A 21,301-nucleotide genomic window follows, 5' to 3' on the forward strand; every position below is an offset into this window, starting at 1 on the left:
GGCCCGCCATGAAACCAGCCAACCGCGCCGCGCTGTACCGCCTGATCTGGCGCTGGCACTTCTACGCCGGGCTGTTCTGCATCCCGTTCATCCTCGCCCTGTCGCTCACCGGCTCCATCTACCTGTTCCGCCCGCAGATCGACGCCCTGCTCGACAGCCCCTACAACCGGGTGGACGCGGCCGCCGCGCGGCTGCCGGTCAGCGAACAGGTCCGCGCAGCCCTGGCCGCGGTGCCCGGCGCGCGGCTGAATGCCTACCAGTTGCCGGATGGCCCGCGCGACGCCGCGCAGGTCCTGGTCGGCAACGGCGAGGACCTGCGCCGCGTCTATGTCGACCCCACCAGCGCCCAGGTGCTGCACCAGGTCGTCGAGGACCAGCGCTTCACTCGCCAGCTGTTCCACCTGCACGGCGAGCTGCTGATGGGCAGCACCGGCTCCTACCTGGTGGAACTGGCGGCCTGCTGGACGGTGCTGTTGCTGGTGACCGGCCTGTACCTCTGGTGGCCGCGCGGCACGCGCCTGGGCGGGGTGCTCTACCCGCGCCTGGGCCAGCGCGGCCGGCTGTTCTGGCGCGACCTGCATGGGGTGACCGGGTTCTGGGTGTCGCTGTTCGCCCTGCTGCTGATCCTGAGCGGCCTGCCCTGGGCGACCTTCTGGGGCGGTGCGCTCAAGGAGGTCCGCCAGTGGGCGGCGAAGCAGACGGTGCAACAGGACTGGACCACCGGCCGCGCCGAGGAGATGGCCCAGCGCCGCGCGCAGAATGCCGCCCCGGCGGACGAGCACGCCAACATGCCGGGCATGCACCACGCCATGCCCGACATGCCGCCGCCGACGCCGGACTACACCGCGCTGGACCGCATGTTGCCGACCGTGCAGGCGCTGGACCTGCCCTACCCCGTGCTGCTGGCTCCACCTTCGGCCATGGCCCCGCAGTGGACCGCGCGCTCGGACGCGGCCAACCGCCCGCAGCGCGTCAACCTGGTGCTCGACGCGCAGACCGGTGAAGTGCTCAAGCGCGTGGACTTCGCCCAGCGGCCGCTGCTCGACCGCGTCATCGGCTATGGCGTGGCGGCTCACGAGGGCCAACTGTTCGGCGTAGCCAACCAGGCGCTCGGGCTGTTCACCACCCTGGGGCTGATCTGCCTGGCGCTCAGCGCCCTGGTGCTGTGGTGGCGGCGCCGCCCGCAAGGCGTGCTGGGCGCGCCGGCGGCCATGGCGGGTGCGCGCTACCCGGCGCTGGCCCTCGCCGTGCTGGTGCTGCTGGGGCTGTACCTGCCGCTGCTGGGCGCCTCGCTGCTGCTGGTCTGGCTGCTGGAGCGCTGCCTGCTGTCGCGCATCGCCCCGCTCGCCCGCTTCCTCGGCCTGGACGGCTACAGCGCCTCGGCCAGCGGGTAGAGCAGTTCTTCCTTGTAGCCGGCCCAGACCCGCAGCGCGTCGGGGAAGCTTGCGTCCAGCTGCGGGTCGCCGCTGTCCACCAGCAGCGGCCGGCCTTCCAGGGTGCCGAGCTTGCGCTTGGTGGCCACCACCCGCAGGCGCTCCAGGCCGATGGCGCGCAGCACCCGCGGGCTGATCTGCTGGTTGCCGCGGCCGATCACGTGGCCCTGGCCGCCGATCACCGTCACCAGCAGCCAGCTGGGGTAGTCGTCCACCAGCTCGAACAACTGCTGCTCGGTGACGTCGCGGGCGATCACCTCGCCGTTCTCGATCACGTCCACGCCCAGCAGCGTGGTCTCCAGGCCCAGTTCGCGGGCCAGGCCGTGCAGCGTCGAGCCGGGGCCGAAGACGTAGCGCACGCCGTCTTCCCAGGTGTCGCGCAGCCAGTCGGCGATGTCGGCCAGCACCAGCTCCTCGGTCTCAACCCCGGCCTGCTTGACGTGCTGCATGAAGCGGCCTTCCTCCGGCACCGTCAGCTCGGCGTACCAGCGCGCCGCCACCCGGCCCTCGCGCAGCGCCGCCTCGTCGAGGTCGCGCACCTCGCCCTGGGCCAGGCGCACCAGGCCTCCTTCCACCAGGCGCCGGGCCAGCTCGCCGGCCGCCCGCGGGCTGACCGCATAGACCCCGGAATGGATCTTCACCCCGGCCGGGATGCCCAGCACCGGCTGGCCCTCGCGCGCCACCGCGGCGACGTCGCGGGCGGTGCCGTCGCCGCCGGCGAAGAGGATCAGCGCCACCCCGGCGTCCTGCAGCAGGGTCACGGCGCGGCGGGTGTCCTCGGCGCTGGTGCGCTCGCCTGCCAGTTCGCCGATCACCTCGAAGTGGAAGCCCATGTCGGCCAGCAGGTCGCCGCCCATCGGCCCCGGGAAGGTGAGGAAGCGCAGGCGCTCGCGTAGCGGCAGCAGCACCTCCAGCGCCTGCCGGGTACGCTCGGCCGCGCGCGGCGCGGCCCCCAGCGCCAGGGCCTGCTCAGCGACGCCGTCGCTGCCCTTGAGCGCGGCGGCGCCGCCGATACCGGCCAGCGGATTGACGATCAGGCCCAGGTGAAATCCGTCCATACTCAACCTCAAAGGACTTTCCCACGGATACCAGGTCCGGGAGGGACCGGCTCATAACAAGCATTCACCGCCCCGCCGCCCGGCTCGCGCCCGCGGCCATGGCGGTCGTTTCGCCCGGCGCGCGCTGTCACCGGGACTTCATGTGATTCTGCCTAGACTGCAGCAGCTTTCGATGAGGAGTTTGGCCATGAGCTCGCACCCCACCCATGACAACGCCCCGCGTCGCGAACCTCCGCGTCCCGCCCCGGACCAGCCGGTGGGCGGCTCGATCATCGACGCCCAGGGCCGTGAGATACCCATCACCGAAGACATGATCCAGCGCGCCTGCCGCGAACTGGAAGGCAGCTGCGTGCAAAAGCGCGCGCGCTGACCCCTCCGGCCCGCCGCCCTGGCGGGCCCTTTCCCCTGTCTACTCGCCGACGCGGTTGGCGCCCAGCGCCTGGACCAGGCGCTCCAGCGCCGGCGCCTCACCCTGGATGTCCACCCACAGGCCGGTGATCTCGCGGCGCGGCGGGTAGTGCTTGCGCAGCGCATCGAAGGCCTCGCGGCGCGCCTCGGCGCTGCCCACCAGGCTACGGCGGAAGGCCGCGTCGTCGCCGCGCGGGTCGTACACTGCGCGGCACAGCAGGCCCAGCGCCCAGTCCGGCGCGCAGTCCTCGCCCAGGCTCAGTTCCATCAGCCATTGCGCCGGCAGCAGGTCGTCCAGCTGCACGCTGGGCTCGATGCCGCGCCAGGCGCAGAAGGCCTCGTAGATCTGCGCCGTGCCGCGCAGCTTGCCGTCCAGGCTGTAGCCGGCGATGTGCGGGGTGGCGATGCGGCATAGCTGGGCCAGTTCGGGGTCGGCCTGGGGCTCGCCCTCCCATACGTCCAGCGCCACGTCCAGGTCGGCGCCGCTCTCCAGGCGCTGGCGCAGCGCCAGGTTGTCCACCACCGCGCCGCGGCTGGCGTTGAGCAGCCAGGCGCCGGGGCGCAGGTGGGCCAGGCGCTCGGCGTCGATCAGGTGGCGCGTCATGTGCGCGCCCATGCTGGTCAGCGGCGTGTGCAGGCTGATCACGTCGCATTCGTGGACGATCTCTTCCAGGCTGACGAAGTCGCCGCCCTCGGCGGCCTGCCGCGGCGGGTCGCACACCCGCACGTCCCAGCCCAGGCCGCGCAGCACGTCCACCAGGCGCCCGCCGACCTGGCCGGCGCCGACCACGCCGTAGCGGCGCTTGCCCAGGTTCGCGCCGTGGGCCTCGGCCAGCGCCAGCAGGCTGCCCAGCACCCAGTCCACCACGCCGCGGGCGTTGCAGCCCGGCGCGCTGGACCAGGCGATGCCGGCCTCGGCGAAGTAGCCCAGGTCCAGGTGGTCGGTGCCGATGGTGCAGGTGCCGACGAAGCGCACCGCGCTGCCCTGCAGCAGCTCGCGGTCGACCTGGGTCACCGAGCGCACCAGCAGCACCTCGGCGTCGCCCAGGGTGGCGCGGTCGATGGCGCGCCCGGGGACGCGGCGGATCTCGCCCTGGGCGCCGAAGAAGGCCTCGGCCAGGGGAATGTTCTCGTCGGCAAGGATGCGCATGAGGAAAGCTCCTATTGGGAAAGCTCCTACGGATGATTCCCGTCACTTTACCAGCGCCACGGCCGGGGGTCGCGGCCCGCGTGCGCGGCGCTTTCCTGACCCTACCGTCAGGCGATAGACTGGCCGGCTTCCCCACGTAAGCTCAGCCAAGGACAGCCGTGACTGCCATTGCCCAGCCCGTCTCGCGCGGACGGCGCCTCGCCACCGAACTCAGGGAGCTGCTCACCCTCGCCGCGCCCATCATGATCGCCCAGCTGGCCACCACCGCCATGGGCTTCGTCGATGCCGTCATGGCCGGCCGCGTCGGCCCCCGCGACCTGGCCGCGGTGGCCCTGGGCAACTCCATCTGGATTCCGGTGTTCCTGCTGATGACCGGCACCCTGCTGGCCACCACCGCCAAGGTCGCCCAGCGCTTCGGTGCCGGCGACCAGCCCGGCACCGGCCCGCTGGTGCGCCAGGCGCTGTGGCTGGCGCTGCTGGTGGGGCCGCTGGCGGCGGCCGCGCTGTGGTTCCTTTCCGAGCCCATCCTGCGGGCGATGAAGGTCGAGGAGGCGCTGATCGAACCCAGCCGCTTCTACCTGCGCGGCATCGCCTGCGGCCTGCCGGCGGTGGCCCTGTACCACGTGCTGCGCTGCTTCAGCGACGGCCTGGGGCGCACCCGGCCGAGCATGGTGTTGGGCGTCTGCGGGCTGCTGCTGAACATCCCCCTCAACTACGTGCTGATCTACGGCCACCTGGGCGTCCCGGCCCTGGGCGGCGCCGGCTGCGGCTGGGCCACCGGCACGGTGATGTGGTTCATGCTGCTGGGCATGCTGGTGTGGGTGAAAAGCGCCCGGGTGTACCGGCCCAGCGCCCTGTTCGCCCGCTGGGAGCGGCCCGACCGCAGGGTGATCGGCGGCCTGGTCGGCGTCGGCCTGCCCATCGGCATCGCCATCTTCGCCGAGTCGAGCATCTTCTCGGTGATCGCCCTGCTGATCGGCGAGCTGGGCGAGAAGGTCGTGGCCGGGCACCAGATCGCCCTGAACATCAGCGCCCTGGCCTTCATGATCCCCTACGCCCTGGCCATGGCGGTGACCGTGCGCGTCGGCCAGGCCCTGGGCGCCAGCCGCCCGCGCGACGCACGCTTCTCCGCCGGCACCGGGATGGCCACGGCGCTGGCCTGGGCGGCCATCTCGGCCAGCGCCATGCTGGTGTTCCGCGAACACATCGCCGCGCTCTACACCCGCGACCCCGAGGTGCTGACGCTGGCCGCCGCGCTGCTGGTGTACTCGGCGCTGTTCCAGTTCTCCGACGGCCTGCAGGTCACCGCCGCCGGCGCCCTGCGCGGCTACCAGGACACCCGCGCGGTCATGCTCATCACCCTGTTCGCCTACTGGGGCATCGGCCTGCCGGTGGGCTACAGCCTCGGCCTCGCCGACTGGCTGCAACAGCCCACCGGCCCGCGCGGGCTGTGGGAAGGCCTGATCGTCGGCCTGACCTGCGCGGCGATCCTGCTCGGCATCCGCCTGGCGCGCAGCGCGCGGCGGCATATCAGGTTGCAGCAGATGCGCGGGGTCTGACCCCGAGCGCCGTGTAAGCCCGTGGCAGAGCGGTTAGACTCCCAGGCCTCCCCTTCCAGGCCAAGGAGCCCTGCCATGAGCGACGCCACCGTCACCGCCAGCCACGCCGGCATTCCCTACCAGGTCAGCCTGTCCGACGGCCTGCACCAGTGGCTGGCCGACGAACCCGCCGAGCTGGGCGGCGGCAACCAGGGCCCGGGGCCCTTCCAGTTGCTGCTGTCGTCCCTGGGCGCCTGCACCGCCATCACCCTGGCCATGTACGCGCGGCGCAAGCAATGGCCGCTGGACGGCATCCAGGTGCAGCTCAGGCTCAGCCAGGAGAAACCCGGCAACAGCCGCATCGCCCGCGACATCGGCCTGAACGGCGCGCTGGACGACGCCCAGCGCCAGCGCCTGCTGGAAATCGCCAACGCCTGCCCGGTGCACAAGCTGCTCAGCGGCGAAATCCATATCGACAGCCAGTTGCTGTGACACCGCGCTGAAGCCGGCCGGCTTCCCTCAGGGCTCGTCCGCGCCGCTCGGCAGGCGGCCGCCGGTCATGCTGGGCAGCACATCGTCTCGGCGAATCAGGCCGTGGAACAGCGCGGCCGCCAGGTGCAGCAGGATGGTCGCCATCAGCAGGTAGGCGATCACGCTGTGGGCGCTGCGCAGCAGGCTGTGCAGCCACACCGAGGGGTCGACCAGGGCCGGCAGCTCGTGGCCCTCGAACAGCACCACCGGGTAGCCGCCGGCCGACTGCATGGTCCAGCCCACCAGCGGCTGCAGGATCAACAGCGCGTACAGCAGGTAGTGCGAGGCGTGGGCCAGGCGCCGCTGCCACGCCGGCATTTCCCGCGGCAGCGCCGGCACCCGCCGGCTCAGGCGGATGGCCAGGCGCACCAGCACCAGCACCAGCAGCGCCGCGCCCAGGGGCTTGTGGATCGCCACCAGGGTGGCATGGGCGGGCGAAGCGCTCGCGACCATGGCCAGGCCGATCAGCAGCATGGCGATCACCAGCGGCGCCATCAGCCAGTGCAACACGCGCAGCGGCAAGGGGAAGTAGCGGGGTTCGGCTTTCACGGCTGCGGCTCCTTGGCCGGCATTGCGGCCTGCTCGCGGGTACGGCGGTTGAAGGATTCCGAATAGGCCGCCGAGCGCGCGCTCAGCAGCGGGTCGTCCGAGGCGCGGATGCCGTCGGGAAGGATCAGCGGGTCGTAGTTGACGTCCTGGCAGGGCCCGCCCTGCTCGGGCAGCGCGCGCTCGATGACCAGCTCGCCGGCATCGATGCTGCGGCGCTGCGCCGGCCAGGCCCGGGTGGCGTCGGCGGTGGAGTCGCCGGGTTCGCCGAGGGTCAGCAGCAGCCGCCATTTCAGCGGCCCCTGGGCCAGGCGCTGCTGCAGCTCGGCGGCGAGGAAGTCGGCCTCGCCGCGCTGCTCGGCGCTCATCGGCTGGTAAGGCGCTTCCGGCTGCACCGACCAGCGCACCGGGTGCTCGCGGCCCTGCCCGTCCACCAGGAAGAAGGCGTTGAGGCCGTAGTAGGCGCTGTTGGCGTAGCTGGACGAAGGCGTGGAACTCTTCACCCAGGCGCGGAAGGCGGCGGTTTCCGGATGCGCCTGGAAGAACGCGGCCAGCTTCGCCGGGTCGGGCTTGCCGCTGCCCGGCTGCGGCTGCGAGGCCTGCTGCAGCGCGTAGAAGCCCTGCACGCTGTTCACCACGAACACCGGCATGGCGTTCATCCCGGTGCGCCATTCCCCGCCGTGCCCGGGCAAAAAGCGCAGGGCCAGGCTGCGGATGGGCGCGGCGCCGTCGCTGGCGGCCGGGTTGCCGCCGGGAATGGCCAGGCGCCCTACCACCGGCACGCTGCCTTTGGCGAACACCGCGGCGCGGGAAACTTCGCCGCCGGCGCCGTTGCTGTCGAAATGGCCGACCACGCAAAGGCCCTTGGCATGGTTGCGGCGGTAGGCCGGGTAGACGCCGGCGTTCTGCTCCAGGCTGTCCACCAGGCGCGCCGGGGTCAGGCGCTGCGGGCCTATCCAGCCGGCGGCGTAGGCGAAGGCTGCGGCCAGGCCGCCCACGGCCAGGGCGATGGTTGCCAGGCGCAGGGGCAGGTTCGGCGGCGCCGAGTCGGGTTGGGTCATGGGTAGGTCCTCATTGGGCCAGGTTCGATGAGCCCGTACGACGCACCAGGCGCCGGGTTATTCCCGGCAGCGGAAATTCGCCCGAAAGCCGAGCGGCGGTGGAATAAACTGCGCGGGGATTCGTCCCACCGGCTCGACGAACCACGGAGACGGCCGACGGCCACGGCGCGATGAACGAACTGGATGACCAGCAACTGCGCGAACTGCTGCCGCGCCTGCGGCGCTTCGCGCTGTCCCTGACGCGCGAGGCGGCCAGCGCCGACGACCTGGTCCAGGCCACCCTGGAAAAGGCCCTGTCGGCCTGGGGCGGCAAGCGCGGCGACGGCGACCTGCGCGCCTGGCTGTTCGCCATCCTCTACCGCCTGTTCGTCGACGGCCAGCGCCGCGCCCGCCGCTACGCGCGCATCCTCGCGCTGTTCGGCGGCGGGGAAGAACGCAGCCCCTCCGCCGAGGACATCGTCAGCGCGCGCTCCACCCTGGAGGCCTTCGAACGCCTGCCGGCCGAACAGCGCGCCCTGCTCACCCTGGTCAGCGTCGAGGGGCTGAGCTACCGCGAGGTCGGCGAGGCCCTGCAGATCCCCATCGGCACCGTGATGTCGCGCCTGTCGCGCGCACGCCAGGCCCTGCGCGCGCTCAGCGAAGGCAGCAGCGGCGCCCCTTCCCTACGGGTACTCAAATGAGCGAACTGACGCCTACCGAAAGCGACCTGCACGCCTACCTCGACGGCCAGTTGGACGCCGAGCGCCGGCAATGGATCGAAGCCTGGCTGGCCAGCCACCCGCAGGAGGCCCGCCGCGTCGAGCAATGGCGGCAGGACGCCCAGCACCTGCGCGCCGCCCTGGCCAGCCGCGCCCTGCCGCCGGCCGGCCCGGCGCTGGACCCGGCGCGCATCCGCCGCCAGCTGCGCGAACGCCGCCGCGCCCGCCTGGCCACCGCCGCCGCCCTGCTGCTGGCCCTGGGCGTGGGCAGCCTGGGCGGCTGGCAGGCCCGCGAAATGAGTCTGGTCAGGCACGGCAAGCCGATGGAGGACGCGGTGCAGGCCTACCGCCTGTTCGCCGCCAACGGCAGCAGCGCCCCGCTGGACACCCGCGCCGGAGAGAACGTGCGCAACTGGCTCGGCCGCTACCTGGAGAACGCTAACCTGCCGTCCGACCTCGACCGCCTGGGCCTGCGCAGCGTCGGCGCGCGCCTGCTGGCCACCGAGCAGGGTGCGGCGGCGCTGGTGATCTACGAGGATGCCCAGGGCCATCGCCTGAGCTTCTTCATCCGCCCGCCGGGCCCCGGCCACCTGCTGCTGCCCCACGGCCAGCGGCAGGACGGCGAGCTGCTGACGCGCTACTGGAGCCAGGGCGACTACAACTATGCGCTGGTGAGCCGCAGCGACAACCCGCAGGGGGACCAGGTGGGGCAGTTGCTGGGGTTCTGAGCCAGGCGCCCAATCGCGGACAGCGTCCTCCTACTCCCGCCGGCAAACCACCCCGTAGGATGGTGTTGAGCGAAGCGATACCCATCACCGCGACTACGAAGCTGGAAGCAAGAGCGGTAGGGCAACTGTCTCGCCGGTCGTGCTGATGTGCTTTTCGTAGGATGGGTTGAGCTTGCGAAACCCATGCGGTTGCGCTGATGGGTATCGCTTCGCTCAACGCCATCCTACGAAAAGCCGTGCCTCCTGGAACCGTAGGCCTCCGTCCGCGATTGCCCCCCGGCCGCCCCCCGAAAACTATTTTTACGCGATCCCGAAGCCTCGTTCGTTTCGTCAGATGCCAATGCAACTGATTCGCATTTTAAATGCGGCGAAACTTCAGAAGAGAGCCTTCGATGACCACCCACGCCCGACGCTCCCCCCTGCAACGCCTGTGTGCACCCGCCAACCTGTCGCTGCTGGCGCTGTCCGTCGCCCTGGCCGCCGTGCCCGCCGCCGGCGTCCAGGCCGCCGAGCCCAGCAGCCAGGCCCAGGCCGGCTACCGCTTCGCCATCGAGCGCCAGCCCCTGGCCGGCGCGCTGAATGCCTTCAGTTCGGTCACCGGCTGGCAGGTGGCCCTGCCGGCGGAGCTGGCCAGCGGCGTCACCTCCCCCGGCGTCAGCGGCCGCCTGGGCGCCGAGCAGGCGCTCAAGCGCCTGCTGGCCGGCAGCGGCCTGGACTACCGCCAGGTCTCCGAGCGCAACGTCGTGCTGTTCCGCGCCCCGGGCGCCCGCGCCATCGAACTGCAGCCGCAGACCGTCACCGCCACCCGCCAGGCGCAGAACGTCAACGAAGTGCCGAACACCGTCAGCGTACGCAGCCGCACCGACCTGGACCGCAACAACGTCAACAGCATCAAGGACCTGGTGCGCGACGAACCCGGCGTCAGCGTCGGCGGCACCGGCCAGCGCTCGGGCATCACCGGCTACAACATCCGCGGCATCGACGGCGACCGCGTGCTGACGCAAATCGACGGCGTCGAGATTCCCGGCTCCTTCTTCAACGGCCCCTACGCCCAGACCGAGCGCAACTACGTCGACCCGGAGATCGTCAAGCGCGTGGAAATCCTCCGCGGCCCGGCCTCGGCGCTGTACGGCAGCAACGCCATCGGCGGCGCGGTGAGCTACTTCACCCTCGACCCGAGCGACATCATCAAGGACGGCAAGGACGTCGGCGCACGCCTGAAGGCCGGCTACAGCTCGGCCGACGACAGCTGGTTGACCTCCGCCACCGTCGCCGGCCGCCACGACGACTTCGACGCCCTGCTCCACGTCAGCCAGCGCAACGGCCACGAGACCGAGTCCTACGGCAGCCACGGCGGCACCGGCCTCTCCCGCACCGAAGCCAACCCCGAGGACGTGCGCACCACCAACGTGCTGGCCAAGCTGGGCTGGAACTACGCCGAAGGCTCGCGCTTCGGGCTGACCTACGAGCACTACAAGGACGACGTCGATTCCGACCAGAAGAGCGCCTACGGCGGCCCCTACTCCAACGGCGCGCCGGCCCTGCCGCCGAGCATCCTGCCCGGCGGCATGTACCAGTGGCGCAAGGCCAGCGACACCATCACCCGCGAGCGCTTCGGCCTGGACCACCAGTTCCTGCTCGACAGCGCCCTGGCCGACCACGCCAAGTGGACCTTCAACTACCAGGTGGCTAAGACCGACCAGGGCACCGAGGAGTTCTACTACCCCATGACCCGCCAGGTCCTGCGCACCCGCGACACCCTCTACAAGGAACGCCAGTGGGTGTTCGACCTGCAACTGGACAAGAGCTTCGAGCTGGGCGAGACCGACCACCTGCTGACCTACGGCACCAACCTCAAGCGGCAGAAGGTCACCGGCTACCGCGAAGGCAGCGGCACCTGCCTGGCCGTGGGCCGCGGCTGCACCGCCGTGGGCGCCAGCAGCGCCAGCGACGCCCTGGCGCGCAGCAGCGACTTCCCGGACCCGACCATCGACACCTACGGCCTGTTCGCCCAGGACGAGATCCGCTGGAACGCCTGGACCTTCCTGCCCGGCCTGCGCTACGACTACACCCGGCTGAAGCCGCACATCACCGAGGAGTTCCTCAACACCGCCGACCAGAGCGGCGACGGCGAGGTCAGCAGCGAGGACAAGACCTGGCACCAGCTCTCGCCCAAGCTCGGCGTGACCTATGCCTTCAACGACAACTACCTGTGGTACGGCCAGTACGCCCAGGGCTTCCGCACCCCGACCGCCAAGGCGCTGTACGGCCGCTTCGACAACCCCACCAGCGGCTACCGCGTGGAGCCCAACCCGGACCTGGACCCGGAACGCAGCCAGAGCTACGAGACCGGCCTGCGCGGCACCTTCGACATCGGCTCCTTCGATGTCTCGGTGTTCTACAACAAGTACCGCGACTTCATTAACGAAGACGCCATCACCGCCGGCTACAACGAGGTCACCTTCCAGAGCAACAACATCAAGCACGCCATCATCAAGGGCGTGGAACTCAAGGGCCGCCTGGAACTGGCCCCGTTCGGCGCGCCGCAGGGCCTCTACAGCAAGGGCTCGGTGGCCTACGCCTACGGCCGCAACAAGGACACCGGCGAGCCGCTCAACAGCGTCAACCCGCTGACCGGGGTGTTCGGCCTGGGCTACGACGCGCCCAGCCAGGTCTACGGCGGCCTGCTGAACTGGACCCTGGTCAAGCGCAAGGACCGTGTCGACGACACCACCTTCAACGCCCCGGACGGCACCAGCAGCCAGTTCAAGACCCCCGGCTTCGGCATCCTCGACCTGACCGCTTACTACAAGCTGACCGACGACCTGACGCTGAACGCCGGCGTGTACAACCTCACCGACAAGAAGTACTGGCTGTGGGACGACGTGCGCGGCTACGACAGCGTCGGCGAAGCCTCGGTGCTGGCTCCGGCCAACCTCGACCGCCTGACCCAGCCGGGGCGCAACTTCTCGGTCAACCTGGTGTGGGATATCTGAGGTAACCGCTCTTCGTAGGATGGGTCGAGCCTGCGATACCCATGCGGTCATGGCGATGGGTATCGCTTCGCTCAACACCATCCTACGGGGTGTTGCGGGTACCGACGGTGTAGGACCTTATCCGCGATAGCCGGAACCACCGGCGCGATTCGCGGATAAGATCCGCTACGCCATGCCCACCTCCAGATTCACCTGTAGGAGCGCGCCCTGCGCGCGAAATCGCGGGCAGGGCCCGCTCCTACAGGGGAACCTCTCACCGTTCTTTACGTTTTTCCCTCTCTCGTTCGTCTCGTCTTCTGTGAATCCATCGCTCAAGGAACCTGCTGCATGACCACCCTGGAAGCCCCCGCCCTGCGTTCCCAGCGCCTGAATCTGGCGACCCACGCCCCGCACCAGCGCCTGGACGCCGCGGTGAAGGCCCACGATCCCTTCGCCAGCCGCGAGAACTTCACACCCTTCGTCGTCGCCCAGTACCTGTTCCAGTCGGAGTTGCAGGCGCTGTACCAGGATGCCGAGCTGGGCGCGATCTTCCCCGACCTGCCCGAACGCTGCCGCGCCCGGCAGGCGAAGGCCGACCTCGCAGACCTTGGCGCCCAGGTCCCGGCGCCGGTGGCCGGCGCGCTGGCCAACCCGTCCCGCGCCGAAGCCCTGGGCTGGCTGTTCGTCTCCGAGGGCTCCAAGCTCGGCGCCGCCTTCCTGATCAAGCGCGTGGCCGCCCTGGGCCTGGACGAGAACTTCGGCGCCCGCCACCTGGGCGAGCCGGCCGGCGGCCGCGCCGAAGGCTGGAAGCGCTTCACCCGCACCCTCGACGGCCTGGACCTGAGCGCCGAGGAAGAACGCGCGGCCGAAGCCGGCGCCCTGGCCGCCTTCGAGCGTTTCGGCGCCCTGCTGCAGCACGCCTACGAGCATGCCGCCGCCCACGCCTGACGCGGTGATTGACGCGCATCCCGGCAGCCGCCAGGATGCGCCTTTCACCCCCGTCGCTGCCGTCCCGATGTCCCAGCCCGCCCGTTCGCGCACCGCCCGCCTGCTCTATGCCCTGCTCGCCTACACCAGCCTGGGCGTGGGCATGGTCGGCCTGGTGGTGCCCGGCCTGCCGACCACCGAGTTCGTCCTGCTGGCGGCCTGGGCCGCGGCCAAGAGCTCGCCCAGGCTCAGCGCCTGGCTGGAGAACCACCGGCTGTTCGGCCCCATCCTCGCCAACTGGCGCAACGGCCGCGCCATCGCCCGCCGGGCCAAGGTCGCCGCCAGCCTGGCGATGCTCGCGGCGCTGGCGATCATGCTGCTCACCCTACCCCATGGTTACTGGCTGTATGCGGTGGTGCTGGGCATGGCGATCGGCAACCTGTGGATCTGGTCGCGGCCGGATGAGCGGCCGGCGACGGGGTCGGAGCGGAATTCGTAGGGCAGGCAGGCTCCAGGCTCTTGTAGGAGCGAGCTTGCTCGCGAACCGTGCTCGCCGGGGGCCATGGTGTTGCCGGTTGCTCCGTTCCCTCTCCCTAACCCTCTCCCTGAAGGGAGAGGGGACCGTTGGGCAGATGCTGATAGTTCGGCGTTAGCCGGCTAGCACAGTGATTACCGGCTGAAACCATTCCTTATCTCGGCACGGACAAGCCCCCTCTCCCTTCAGGGAGAGGGCTGGGGAGAGGGCGCTCTCATACCCAACACCAGCGCAACCGGGAAACTCCATTCGCGAGCAAGAACTCTCGCCCCCACAAAAAGCAAATCCCCCCCAACGGAGGTATGCTGAAAACCTCCCCCCAACCACCCTCGAGCCACCACCATGTCCACCCCCGCCAAACCCACCAGCAAGGTCGACCAGCTCCTGGCCGAGGCCCAGCAGCGCCGCGAAAGCAGCTACCGGGAAAAGGCCCTGAAGATGTACCCCTGGATCTGCGGGCGCTGCGGCCGCGAGTTCTCCGGCAAGCGCCTGAGCGAACTCACCGTGCACCACCGCGACCACAACCACGACAACAACCCCGAGGACGGCTCCAACTGGGAGCTGCTGTGCCTCTACTGCCACGACAACGAGCACCAGCGCCAGGTCGACGCCCACTACCAGGGCAACGACGCCGGCGCCAGCGGGCCCAAGGTCACGCACAAGGCCCTGGCCGGGCTAGCCGCGTTGCTCAACAAGGATTCCTGAGCGCGCCTGTTGCCTTGCGCGGCGTTTCCTGCGAAAACGGCGCCCCGAAACGGCCCGGCCGGGCCGCCACCTGCGACAGAGGCACAGACATGAGCGACGAACTGCGTATCGAGGACATCCGCCCCGGCGACGGCAAGGCGGTGGTCAAGGGCGCGCTGATCACCACCCACTACCGGGGCACCCTGGAAGACGGCACCGTCTTCGATTCCTCCTACGACAAGGGCCGCCCCTTCCAGTGCGTGATCGGCACCGGACGCGTCATCAAGGGCTGGGATATCGGCCTCATGAACATGCGCGTCGGCGGCAAGCGCAAGCTCTTCGTGCCGGCGCACCTGGCCTATGGCGAGCGGCAGATCGGCGCGCACATCAAGCCGAACTCCAACCTCCTCTTCGAAATCGAGCTGCTGGAAGTGCTGACCCGCGACGACTGAGCGTGCCCCGCCTCAGGCCGTGGACTGCACCGACATGAGCCTGGCGCGCTGGCGCAGCAGGTTGGCGTCCACCGCATCCAGGGCATCGATGAAGGCCACGGCGAAGGAGCCCGGCCCGCGGCTGGCCGCCTCGGCGATTTCCGCGGCCACGGCGAAATGCACGTGGGCCGCCGCCAGGGCGGTGAAGGCGTCCACCGCCACCGCCGTGTAGGCCGCCACCAGCGCGCCCAGGGCGCAGCCGGAGGCGGTCACCCGCGGCAGCAAAGCGCTGCCGCCGCCGATGCGCAGCAGGCGTGGCACGGCGCTTTCGCGGCTATCGCCGACCCAGCCCAGCAGGTGGTCCACCGCGCCCGAGGCCGATACCGCCTGGCAGTTGCGCAGCAATTCCACCGCCGCCGGCACCGCGCGGGCCGGGTCGTCGGAGCTGTCGAAGCCCGGCGCGCCCTGCCCCAGCCCGGCCAGGCCGATGATTTCCGACGCATTACCGCGCACCACCGCCGGGCGCTGCTGCAGCAGCTCGGCGGCCACTCCGCCGCGCCAGGGCAGGCCGCCGGCGCCGATGGGGTCCAGCACCCAGGGCGTGCCATGGACCACCGCCGAACGCACCGCCTGGCGCATGCCCTCCACCTGGGCGCTGGTCGGGGTGCCCAGGTTGACCAGCACGGCGCCGGCCACGCGGGCGAAGCCGGCCGCCTCCTCAGGGTTGTCGACCATTGCCGGCGAGGCCCCGGCGGCCAGCAGCACGTTGGCCATGAAGTTGGCCGACACCACGTTGGTCAGGCACTGCACCAGCGGCCGCGCGGCGCGCAGTTCGGCGTGGGCGGCGATGATCGAATCCAGGCTGGGCATGAACCTGGCGGGCGCGGCGGTGGACATGGGGCGGCTCCGGGAGGGCGGCGGAAAGTGCGCCTAATCTACCCGTTCCGCGCCGCGCCCTCTATGGCTGCGCGGCCCAGGGCGTGGCCGCGCCCGCCTCCACCTGCAGCGACAGGTAGTGCACGCCGGCCAGCACGCCGCTCTGGCTGTTGCCCATCAGCGCCAGCCACTGCTGGTCGAAGGCGTCGTTGAGGTCCTTGCGCAGCTGCGCCTCCAGTTGCGGGCGCTCGCGGTCGCGAGACAGCGCGGTGAGCCCGGCGCTGCCCAGCGACAGCACCGTCCCCGCCGCTTTGCCCACCGCCGCGGCGATGGCGCCGACGGCGCCGCTGACGGTCACCTCGCCCAGCAGTTTCTCGCTGGTGCGCCGGGCCACGGCGGACACGCCCTGGTCCGGCTCGTCCACGTCCACGCCGGTGCGCGTCGAGGCATCGTGCACCCGGGCGATCAACGCCTGGTAGGCCGGCAACTGGTCCAGGCGCTTCGCCTGCAACAGCTGGTACAGCGAGGCATCCCGTGTGGCGGGTGGGCCCAGGGCGATGGCGGGGATGGCCTGCAAACGCTGGTCCAGCTGCGCGCGCGGCACGCCCAGGCGTTCGGGGATGGCGTCCAGCTGCCCGGCGAGGGCCTGCACGTAGAAACGGGTGGCAGCCTCCATCACCGCGGCGGGGTCGACCTGCCGCGCCACCGGTTCGAGCACACGGCGCTGGTACTGGCCCTGCAGGTAGACGGACAGGCGGCTGACCGCCGGGCTCTTCTGGCTGTCGCCGAGCTTGTACCAGGCCACCCGCAGGCCCAGCCACTGCTGCGTCCAGTAGCCGGAGAACCAGGGGACGAAGTCGCTGTCGGTGCGCTGGTAGACCAGGTCCATCCAGTTTTCCATGGCGCCGCGGGCGTAGTCCTCGGCCTTGTCGGCGGCGGCCATGGAGGCAGAGGCGATGTCGCGGTCCACCTGTGCCCAGGTGGCCGCCGTCACCGGCGCCAGCGGCTCGGCGGCCTTGTGCCCGGCGCAGGCCGCAAGCGCCAGCAACGCCGCCAGCAACAGGCAGCGCAGCGGTCGCCAGGCTGTCGCTCGGCTGGCCATCGACTATCCCTCCGCCACGGGCGCCGCCGGCGCGGGAAAGTCGCCGGCGCCCTACTCCACCTTATCCGCAGCGCCGCCGCAGGGGCTGGCGGCCGGACGCACGGCAGGCGTCAGTCGAAGGCCACCGCGGCGCTGGGCAGCACGTCCAGGCGCGGGGCGAAGCTGCTCATGCGGCTGAACACCTCGTTGTGGTGGGCGATGATCTGCTCGGCGCGCAGCACGCGGTTGTCCAGGGTGCTGTGGGCGTCGCCGGCCAGCACCACGTCGTAGCCCTCGGCCAGGGCGCGGCGCACCGTGGTGTCGACGCAGAAGTCGGTCTGCATGCCGCAGATCACCAGGCCGGTCACGCCCAGCTTGCGCAGCAGGGCATCCAGTTCGGTGCCGTGGAAGGAGTCGGGTGTGGTCTTGCGCACCCGCGGGTCGCCATCGGCCACCTGCAGCGCCGGAGCCAGCTGCCAGCCTTCGCTGCCAGGGCGGAAGTCGCCCTCGGGCTCCTCGTGCTGGACGAAGATGACCGGCAGGCCGAGGTCGCGGGCGCGGCGGCCCAGGCCGTTGATGCGCTCGACCACGCCTTGGTGGTCGAAGCAGGCGTCGGCGCCGCCGCACAGGGCGTGCTGGACGTCGATGACGAGCAGGGCGACGGACATGGTGGAACTCCCCGGTAGCGATAAAAGGACCAACGATAGCCGGCGGCGGCGGGGCCGGCCAGCGCCGCGTCAGGACGGCAACTGCTCGCGCATGGCCCCGGCCAGCTCGGCGGCGCCCTCCTCGTCCAGGCGCCCGGCCGCGCCGCGGATGTCGTCGGCCACCTTGTTCTGGCTGAGCTTGGACTTGCCGATCAGCTCGTCGATCCGCACCTCGATGCCGACCACCCTGGCCAGCATCCCGGCGATGAATTCCGGGGTGGAGTCGGCCATGCGCCAGGGCCGCGCCTCGCCGGCCTCGTGGGTACGCGTGAGGCGGCCCACCAGGCCGCGGACGAAGCGCTCGTCGTCGACCACCCGCAGGGTGCCGCGCACGTGCACCACCTGGTAATTCCAGGTGGGCACCTGCTCGTGGGCCAGGTGCTTGCTGGGGTACCAGTTGGGCGAGATGTAGTGCTCCGCGCCGCGGAACACCACCAGCACCTCGCTGCCATCGGCGTGCTGCCACAAGGGGTTGGCCCGGGCGACGTGGGCGCGCAGGCAGCCCTCTTCGGGAAGCAGTTCGAAGGGGATGTGGTCGGCGTCCAGCCCCCCGCTGCTGCCGTGCACCAGCATGCCCAGCGGGTGGGCCTGGATCAGGCGGTGCAGCGCGTCGATGCGGGTCTCGCGGAAATGCTCGGGCAGGTACATGCCGTTCTCCGGGTACTGGGAAGGCCCCCATGATGCGCGGGGATTGGCCCACTACAAAGAGCCATTTCCTTTTCGCCACAGGGAGCCATTCCCCGGCGGCCCGTCATTCGCGGGTGATGCCCGTGATGGTGATGCCATACAGGCGCAGCAACGCATCGGTCGCGTCGCCCTCGGGAGTCTCGTGGGCGGCGCCGTACTCGCCCTTCTCCAGGTTGCGGCGCGCCCACTCCAGCAGGTAGCGCTCCGCCTCCTGCATGCTCGGCTTGTGCGCGGACGGCATGGACAGGACGCTCGTGTTGTTGTCCTTGTGGTAACTGATCTTCCAGCGTGCCATGGGCCTCTCCCTCTCGAAGCATGGGTATCAGGGTAAGAAGCGCATGCGCCGCCAGGGTTCAAACCGATCGATCGCCTGCCGCCCGGCAGGCCCCGAGCAACCGCTGGCGAAACTTCTTCGAACCATTCGGCCACATGGCCTTCCCACTACATGTGCGGGCCGATGACGGTTCGCCCATTCAGTGGAAACCAACCCTGAGGAGTTCATCATGACTTCGAAGAGCAGCAACCCCGGCAACTTCGCCAACGACCGCGAGAAAGCCTCGGAAGCCGGCAAGAAAGGCGGCTCCCGCAGTGGCGGCAACTTCGCCAATGACCGTGAAAGAGCCGCGGAGGCCGGCCGCAAGGGTGGCCAGCACAGCCACGGCGGCGGCAGGAGCTAGGCCGTAGCCCTGAGCGGGCCCGGCGGAGCCCCGGGTTCCGCCGGGCTTCTTCATGAAGCGCCTAGCCGTGGTGGTCCCGCTCGCCGTCCAGCGGCAGCGCCACGCCCGCTCCCCCGCCGCCACCGAGGCCGCCGCCCAGGCCGCCCTTGCCTGGCCTCCCGAGGCGCTGAAGGTTGGCGCGCCCGGCGGAAACAGGCTAGCCGTTGGGCAGTGTAGCCCCGTGCCCCGTCAGAGCGTCGGGTCCCAGCGCTGCGACCAGTCCGGGTCCTCGCGCACCAGCTCGCGCAGCAGCGTGAAGGCCTGCTGCAACTGCGCCGAATCGCGCTCGCGGGAATACACCAGGTAGGTCGGGTAGCTGAACTCCGGGGCACGCGGCACGCGGCGCAGTACGCCCTTGTCGAGGTAGCTCTGCACCACCCGCGTGCGGAAGTAGCCCGAGCCGCCGTTCTCCAGGATGTACTGCAACGCCAGCGGCCCGAGGTTGAAGGCCACCGGCGCGCGGGCCTTGTCCGGCAAAGCGCTGTCGTGCTGCTGGCGGAAGCCCTCGCCCCAGTCGATGTACACGTAGGGCTCGGGGTTCTTGGCGCGCACCAGGATGAGCTTCTCTTCCAGCAACTGCTCCACCTGCATGCCCGGCCAGTAGTGCGGCTGGTACACCAGCGCGGCGTCCAGCACGCCCAGCTCCAACTGGCGCAGCAGGGCCTCGCCGCTGCCGATCTCGGCGCGCACCGCGTAGCTGTCGATGGTCTGCCGGATGCGGCTGACCCAGCGCAGCATCAGCGGGTTGCACAGGCTCACCTCGCCGCCGATGTGCAGCACGTTGTCCACGCCCTCGGGCAGCGGCAGGTCGCGCTGCGCGGCTTCCCAGGTCTGCAACATCTGGTTGGCGTAGATGATGAAAGCCTCGCCGTCGGCGGTCAGGCGCGCGCCAGCGCGGTTGCGCACGAACAGCTTGCAGTTGAGGTGGCTTTCCAGCTTCTGGATGCGCGCGGTGATGGCCGTCTGGGTGACGTGCATGCGCTCGGCGGCGGCGACGAAGCTGCCGTGGCGGGCGATTTCCAGGAAGGTGCGGGTGAGGTCGATGTCCATGCTGTGGGGCGGGGCTGGGGGCGGGTGGCGGCATTCTAAACCAGGGTGGGGGGGACTGCTGGGGGAATGACGGTGGTTTTTTCCGGTGGGGAGTGGTGTTGGGTGAAGGTCCGCAACCCTCTCCCCCCGCCCTCTCCCTGAAGGGAGAGGGGGCTTGTCTGTGCCTGCTGGAAGAATTGGTTTACGCCGGCGCATATCGGCTGACACGGAAACACCAGCGCACACCGAACGGTCCCCTCTCCCTTCAGGGCGGGGCGCGCAGCCGAGGGTTAGGGAGAGGGCGCTCTGCCTTGGCACCGAAGCCCGGGGAGCCCCTTCAGCTCACCCGCCGATACCCACCCAAGACCCCTCGCCGCGACAGCACCCACTGCCACAGCTGGATATCCCTCGCCCGGAAGGCCCCCGCGCAGGACAGCAGGTAGTAGCGCCACATGCGGTAGAAGCGCTCGCCCAGCTCCTCAGCGAAGCGCGGCCAGTTGGCCTCGAAGTTGCGTGCCCAGGCCATCAGCGTGCGGTCGTAGTCGGCGCCGAAGTTGTGCAGGTCTTCCACCACCAGCAGGCCGTCGGCGGCGTCGCCGATCTGGCCGATGGAGGGCAGGTCGCCGTTGGGGAAGATGTATTTGTCGATCCAGCGGTCCGGCACGCTGCGGCGCTGGTTCTTGCCGATGGTGTGCAACAGGAACAGGCCGTCGTCGTCCAGGCAGCGCGCCGCGACTTCCATGAAGGTGCGGTGGTTCTTGCGCCCGACGTGCTCGAACATGCCGATGCTGACGATGCGTTCGAAGCGCTCGTCGAGGTCGCGGTAGTCCAGCAGGCGGAACTCCAGCGGCAGCCCGGCGTAGCGCTTGCGCGCCCATTCGCACTGCTCGCGGGAGATGGTCACGCCCACGCATTCCACGCCGTAGCGCTCGGCGGCGAAGGCCATGAAGCTGCCCCAGCCGCAGCCGATGTCCAGCACGCGCATGCCCGGGCGCAGGTCGAGCTTGCGGCACACCAGATCGAGCTTGGCCTCCTGGGCCTGGGCCAGGTCCTCGGCGTCCTTCCAGTAGCCGCAGGTGTAGGTCATGCGCGGGTCGAGCATGGCGGCGTAGAAGTCGTTGCCCAGGTCGTAGTGGCGCTCGCCCACCGCCCAGGCGCGGTTCGCCGTCTGCAGATTGCACAGGCGCGCCTGCAGGGCGTGGAAGATCAGCGAGGCCGGGCTGACCTGGTCGACCACGCCGCTGCGCAGCAGGCGGGCGAAGAACTCGTCGAGTTGGTCGCAGTCCCAGTCGCCGTCCATGTAGGCCTCGCCGAGGCCGAGGTTGCCCTGGGCCAGGGCGCGTTGCGGCACGCCGGGGTGGTTCAGGCGCATGTCCCAGGGCTGGTGGCCGTCCAGGCCCAGGCCGGCCTGCTCGAGTAGCGAGCGGGCGAAACGCTGGGCGCGGCTGTCGGCAGCCGCCGGGGTCGGGCGGGAGGTGGAGAGCTCGGAAGGCATGGTGTTT

The 21,301-nt window shown here is 70.5% G+C and carries 22 protein-coding genes and 1 pseudogene; 12 read left to right on the forward strand and 11 right to left on the reverse strand.

Annotated features, from left to right (window positions below; genetic code table 11):
* Positions 1–8: 8 nt before the first annotated feature.
* Positions 9–1,394 carry a PepSY-associated TM helix domain-containing protein gene (locus PM1_RS15885; RefSeq protein ID WP_009620311.1) on the forward strand — a complete coding sequence of 462 codons (1,386 nt, stop codon included), beginning with the start codon at positions 9–11 and terminating at the stop codon, positions 1,392–1,394.
* Here PM1_RS15885 and PM1_RS15890 read toward each other — a convergent pair.
* Positions 1,370–2,491, reverse strand: coding sequence for an ATP-NAD kinase family protein (locus PM1_RS15890; protein WP_009620309.1), 1,122 nt, complete (start codon positions 2,489–2,491; stop codon positions 1,370–1,372). The genes PM1_RS15885 and PM1_RS15890 overlap by 25 nt on opposite strands.
* A 187-nt stretch (positions 2,492–2,678) precedes the next feature.
* Between PM1_RS15890 and PM1_RS15895 the strand changes: the two genes are divergently transcribed.
* Positions 2,679–2,861 (forward strand): PA1571 family protein, encoded by a 183-nt coding sequence (locus PM1_RS15895; protein WP_009620307.1) that lies wholly within the window; start codon positions 2,679–2,681, stop codon positions 2,859–2,861.
* Positions 2,862–2,900: 39 nt separating this feature from the next.
* Here the strand turns inward: PM1_RS15895 and pdxB are convergent, their stop codons facing one another.
* Positions 2,901–4,049: a 4-phosphoerythronate dehydrogenase PdxB gene (gene pdxB, locus PM1_RS15900; protein WP_009620306.1), complete on the reverse strand. Its 1,149-nt coding sequence runs from the start codon at positions 4,047–4,049 to the stop codon at positions 2,901–2,903.
* Between the two features lie 158 nt (positions 4,050–4,207).
* Here pdxB and PM1_RS15905 point away from each other — a divergent pair, with 158 nt between their 5' ends.
* Both PM1_RS15905 and PM1_RS15910 read left to right on the forward strand, forming a co-directional pair.
* A complete protein-coding gene (locus PM1_RS15905; protein WP_009620305.1) occupies positions 4,208–5,608 on the forward strand; it encodes an MATE family efflux transporter in 1,401 nt (466 codons plus the stop codon).
* Positions 5,609–5,683: 75 nt separating this feature from the next.
* Positions 5,684–6,079, forward strand: a complete 396-nt coding sequence (locus PM1_RS15910) for an OsmC family protein (protein ID WP_009620304.1) — start codon at positions 5,684–5,686, stop codon at positions 6,077–6,079.
* Between the two features lie 27 nt (positions 6,080–6,106).
* On the opposite strand, the gene PM1_RS15915 is transcribed toward PM1_RS15910, so the two are convergent.
* A complete protein-coding gene (locus PM1_RS15915; protein ID WP_009620303.1) occupies positions 6,107–6,667 on the reverse strand; it encodes a cytochrome b in 561 nt (186 codons plus the stop codon).
* Entirely contained in the window at positions 6,664–7,725 is a 1,062-nt protein-coding gene (locus PM1_RS15920; protein WP_009620302.1) for a catalase family peroxidase, read from the reverse strand. Before PM1_RS15920 ends, PM1_RS15915 begins: the two co-directional genes overlap by 4 nt.
* Positions 7,726–7,895: 170 nt before the next feature.
* Here PM1_RS15920 and PM1_RS15925 point away from each other — a divergent pair, with 170 nt between their 5' ends.
* From PM1_RS15925 to PM1_RS15955, 7 genes are all read left to right on the forward strand, one after another.
* A complete protein-coding gene (locus PM1_RS15925) occupies positions 7,896–8,405 on the forward strand; it encodes a sigma-70 family RNA polymerase sigma factor (RefSeq protein WP_009620300.1) in 510 nt (169 codons plus the stop codon).
* A complete protein-coding gene (locus PM1_RS15930) occupies positions 8,402–9,151 on the forward strand; it encodes an anti-sigma factor family protein (protein ID WP_024128877.1) in 750 nt (249 codons plus the stop codon). The genes PM1_RS15925 and PM1_RS15930 overlap by 4 nt, the downstream gene beginning before the upstream one ends.
* Before the next feature lie 392 nt (positions 9,152–9,543).
* Positions 9,544–12,147: a TonB-dependent receptor gene (locus tag PM1_RS15935; RefSeq protein ID WP_009620263.1), complete on the forward strand. Its 2,604-nt coding sequence runs from the start codon at positions 9,544–9,546 to the stop codon at positions 12,145–12,147.
* A gap of 327 nt (positions 12,148–12,474) precedes the next feature.
* Positions 12,475–13,074 (forward strand): biliverdin-producing heme oxygenase, encoded by a 600-nt coding sequence (locus tag PM1_RS15940; RefSeq protein ID WP_009620261.1) that lies wholly within the window; start codon positions 12,475–12,477, stop codon positions 13,072–13,074.
* Between the two features lie 67 nt (positions 13,075–13,141).
* Positions 13,142–13,552 carry a YbaN family protein gene (locus PM1_RS15945; protein WP_024128875.1) on the forward strand — a complete coding sequence of 137 codons (411 nt, stop codon included), beginning with the start codon at positions 13,142–13,144 and terminating at the stop codon, positions 13,550–13,552.
* 378 nt (positions 13,553–13,930) lie between these two features.
* Positions 13,931–14,293 carry a YajD family HNH nuclease gene (locus PM1_RS15950; protein ID WP_009620259.1) on the forward strand — a complete coding sequence of 121 codons (363 nt, stop codon included), beginning with the start codon at positions 13,931–13,933 and terminating at the stop codon, positions 14,291–14,293.
* A gap of 89 nt (positions 14,294–14,382) precedes the next feature.
* Positions 14,383–14,724: an FKBP-type peptidyl-prolyl cis-trans isomerase gene (locus PM1_RS15955; RefSeq protein ID WP_009620257.1), complete on the forward strand. Its 342-nt coding sequence runs from the start codon at positions 14,383–14,385 to the stop codon at positions 14,722–14,724.
* Positions 14,725–14,736: 12 nt separating this feature from the next.
* Here PM1_RS15955 and thiM read toward each other — a convergent pair whose 3' ends face one another.
* The 5 genes from thiM to PM1_RS15980 form a co-directional block, all read right to left on the reverse strand.
* The gene (thiM, locus tag PM1_RS15960; RefSeq protein WP_009620255.1) at positions 14,737–15,600 is read right to left on the reverse strand and encodes a hydroxyethylthiazole kinase; all 864 of its coding nucleotides are present in this window, start codon (positions 15,598–15,600) and stop codon (positions 14,737–14,739) included.
* A 61-nt stretch (positions 15,601–15,661) separates the two neighbouring features.
* On the reverse strand, positions 15,662–16,681 hold the full coding sequence (locus tag PM1_RS15965; protein WP_009620253.1) for a hypothetical protein: 1,020 nt from the start codon (positions 16,679–16,681) through the stop codon (positions 15,662–15,664).
* A gap of 110 nt (positions 16,682–16,791) precedes the next feature.
* The gene (locus PM1_RS15970; protein WP_009620251.1) at positions 16,792–17,328 is read right to left on the reverse strand and encodes a cysteine hydrolase family protein; all 537 of its coding nucleotides are present in this window, start codon (positions 17,326–17,328) and stop codon (positions 16,792–16,794) included.
* 69 nt (positions 17,329–17,397) lie between these two features.
* Positions 17,398–18,015: an FMN-binding negative transcriptional regulator gene (locus PM1_RS15975; RefSeq protein WP_009620249.1), complete on the reverse strand. Its 618-nt coding sequence runs from the start codon at positions 18,013–18,015 to the stop codon at positions 17,398–17,400.
* 103 nt (positions 18,016–18,118) lie between these two features.
* A complete protein-coding gene (locus PM1_RS15980; protein ID WP_009620247.1) occupies positions 18,119–18,349 on the reverse strand; it encodes a hypothetical protein in 231 nt (76 codons plus the stop codon).
* A 232-nt stretch (positions 18,350–18,581) separates the two neighbouring features.
* On the opposite strand from PM1_RS15980, the pseudogene PM1_RS15985 reads away from it, so the two are divergent.
* Positions 18,582–18,731 (forward strand): annotated as a pseudogene (locus PM1_RS15985) (general stress protein); the annotation flags it as partial.
* A gap of 228 nt (positions 18,732–18,959) precedes the next feature.
* On the opposite strand, the gene PM1_RS15990 reads toward PM1_RS15985, so the two are convergent.
* Positions 18,960–19,820: a LysR family transcriptional regulator gene (locus tag PM1_RS15990; RefSeq protein ID WP_009620244.1), complete on the reverse strand. Its 861-nt coding sequence runs from the start codon at positions 19,818–19,820 to the stop codon at positions 18,960–18,962.
* Positions 19,821–20,136: 316 nt separating this feature from the next.
* The gene (cfa, locus tag PM1_RS15995; protein ID WP_009620241.1) at positions 20,137–21,294 is read right to left on the reverse strand and encodes a cyclopropane fatty acyl phospholipid synthase; all 1,158 of its coding nucleotides are present in this window, start codon (positions 21,292–21,294) and stop codon (positions 20,137–20,139) included.
* Positions 21,295–21,301: the final 7 nt, after the last annotated feature.

It is taken from the genome of Pseudomonas sp. M1 (assembly GCF_022760135.1).
GTDB lineage: Bacteria > Pseudomonadota > Gammaproteobacteria > Pseudomonadales > Pseudomonadaceae > Pseudomonas > Pseudomonas citronellolis.

What these genes read in the sequence shown, in the direction of transcription:
- PM1_RS15885 (WP_009620311.1), top strand. Translation starts at nt 9, where the DNA reads ATGAAACCAGCCAACCGCGCCGCGCTGTACCGCCTGATCTGGCGCTGG.
- PM1_RS15890 (WP_009620309.1), bottom strand. Translation starts at nt 2,491, where the DNA reads ATGGACGGATTTCACCTGGGCCTGATCGTCAATCCGCTGGCCGGTATC.
- PM1_RS15895 (WP_009620307.1), top strand. Translation starts at nt 2,679, where the DNA reads ATGAGCTCGCACCCCACCCATGACAACGCCCCGCGTCGCGAACCTCCG.
- pdxB (WP_009620306.1), bottom strand. Translation starts at nt 4,049, where the DNA reads ATGCGCATCCTTGCCGACGAGAACATTCCCCTGGCCGAGGCCTTCTTC.
- PM1_RS15910 (WP_009620304.1), top strand. Translation starts at nt 5,684, where the DNA reads ATGAGCGACGCCACCGTCACCGCCAGCCACGCCGGCATTCCCTACCAG.
- PM1_RS15920 (WP_009620302.1), bottom strand. Translation starts at nt 7,725, where the DNA reads ATGACCCAACCCGACTCGGCGCCGCCGAACCTGCCCCTGCGCCTGGCA.
- PM1_RS15925 (WP_009620300.1), top strand. Translation starts at nt 7,896, where the DNA reads ATGAACGAACTGGATGACCAGCAACTGCGCGAACTGCTGCCGCGCCTG.
- PM1_RS15930 (WP_024128877.1), top strand. Translation starts at nt 8,402, where the DNA reads ATGAGCGAACTGACGCCTACCGAAAGCGACCTGCACGCCTACCTCGAC.
- PM1_RS15935 (WP_009620263.1), top strand. Translation starts at nt 9,544, where the DNA reads ATGACCACCCACGCCCGACGCTCCCCCCTGCAACGCCTGTGTGCACCC.
- PM1_RS15940 (WP_009620261.1), top strand. Translation starts at nt 12,475, where the DNA reads ATGACCACCCTGGAAGCCCCCGCCCTGCGTTCCCAGCGCCTGAATCTG.
- PM1_RS15945 (WP_024128875.1), top strand. Translation starts at nt 13,142, where the DNA reads ATGTCCCAGCCCGCCCGTTCGCGCACCGCCCGCCTGCTCTATGCCCTG.
- PM1_RS15950 (WP_009620259.1), top strand. Translation starts at nt 13,931, where the DNA reads ATGTCCACCCCCGCCAAACCCACCAGCAAGGTCGACCAGCTCCTGGCC.
- PM1_RS15955 (WP_009620257.1), top strand. Translation starts at nt 14,383, where the DNA reads ATGAGCGACGAACTGCGTATCGAGGACATCCGCCCCGGCGACGGCAAG.
- thiM (WP_009620255.1), bottom strand. Translation starts at nt 15,600, where the DNA reads ATGTCCACCGCCGCGCCCGCCAGGTTCATGCCCAGCCTGGATTCGATC.
- PM1_RS15965 (WP_009620253.1), bottom strand. Translation starts at nt 16,681, where the DNA reads ATGGCCAGCCGAGCGACAGCCTGGCGACCGCTGCGCTGCCTGTTGCTG.
- PM1_RS15970 (WP_009620251.1), bottom strand. Translation starts at nt 17,328, where the DNA reads ATGTCCGTCGCCCTGCTCGTCATCGACGTCCAGCACGCCCTGTGCGGC.
- PM1_RS15975 (WP_009620249.1), bottom strand. Translation starts at nt 18,015, where the DNA reads ATGTACCTGCCCGAGCATTTCCGCGAGACCCGCATCGACGCGCTGCAC.
- PM1_RS15980 (WP_009620247.1), bottom strand. Translation starts at nt 18,349, where the DNA reads ATGGCACGCTGGAAGATCAGTTACCACAAGGACAACAACACGAGCGTC.
- PM1_RS15990 (WP_009620244.1), bottom strand. Translation starts at nt 19,820, where the DNA reads ATGGACATCGACCTCACCCGCACCTTCCTGGAAATCGCCCGCCACGGC.
- cfa (WP_009620241.1), bottom strand. Translation starts at nt 21,294, where the DNA reads ATGCCTTCCGAGCTCTCCACCTCCCGCCCGACCCCGGCGGCTGCCGAC.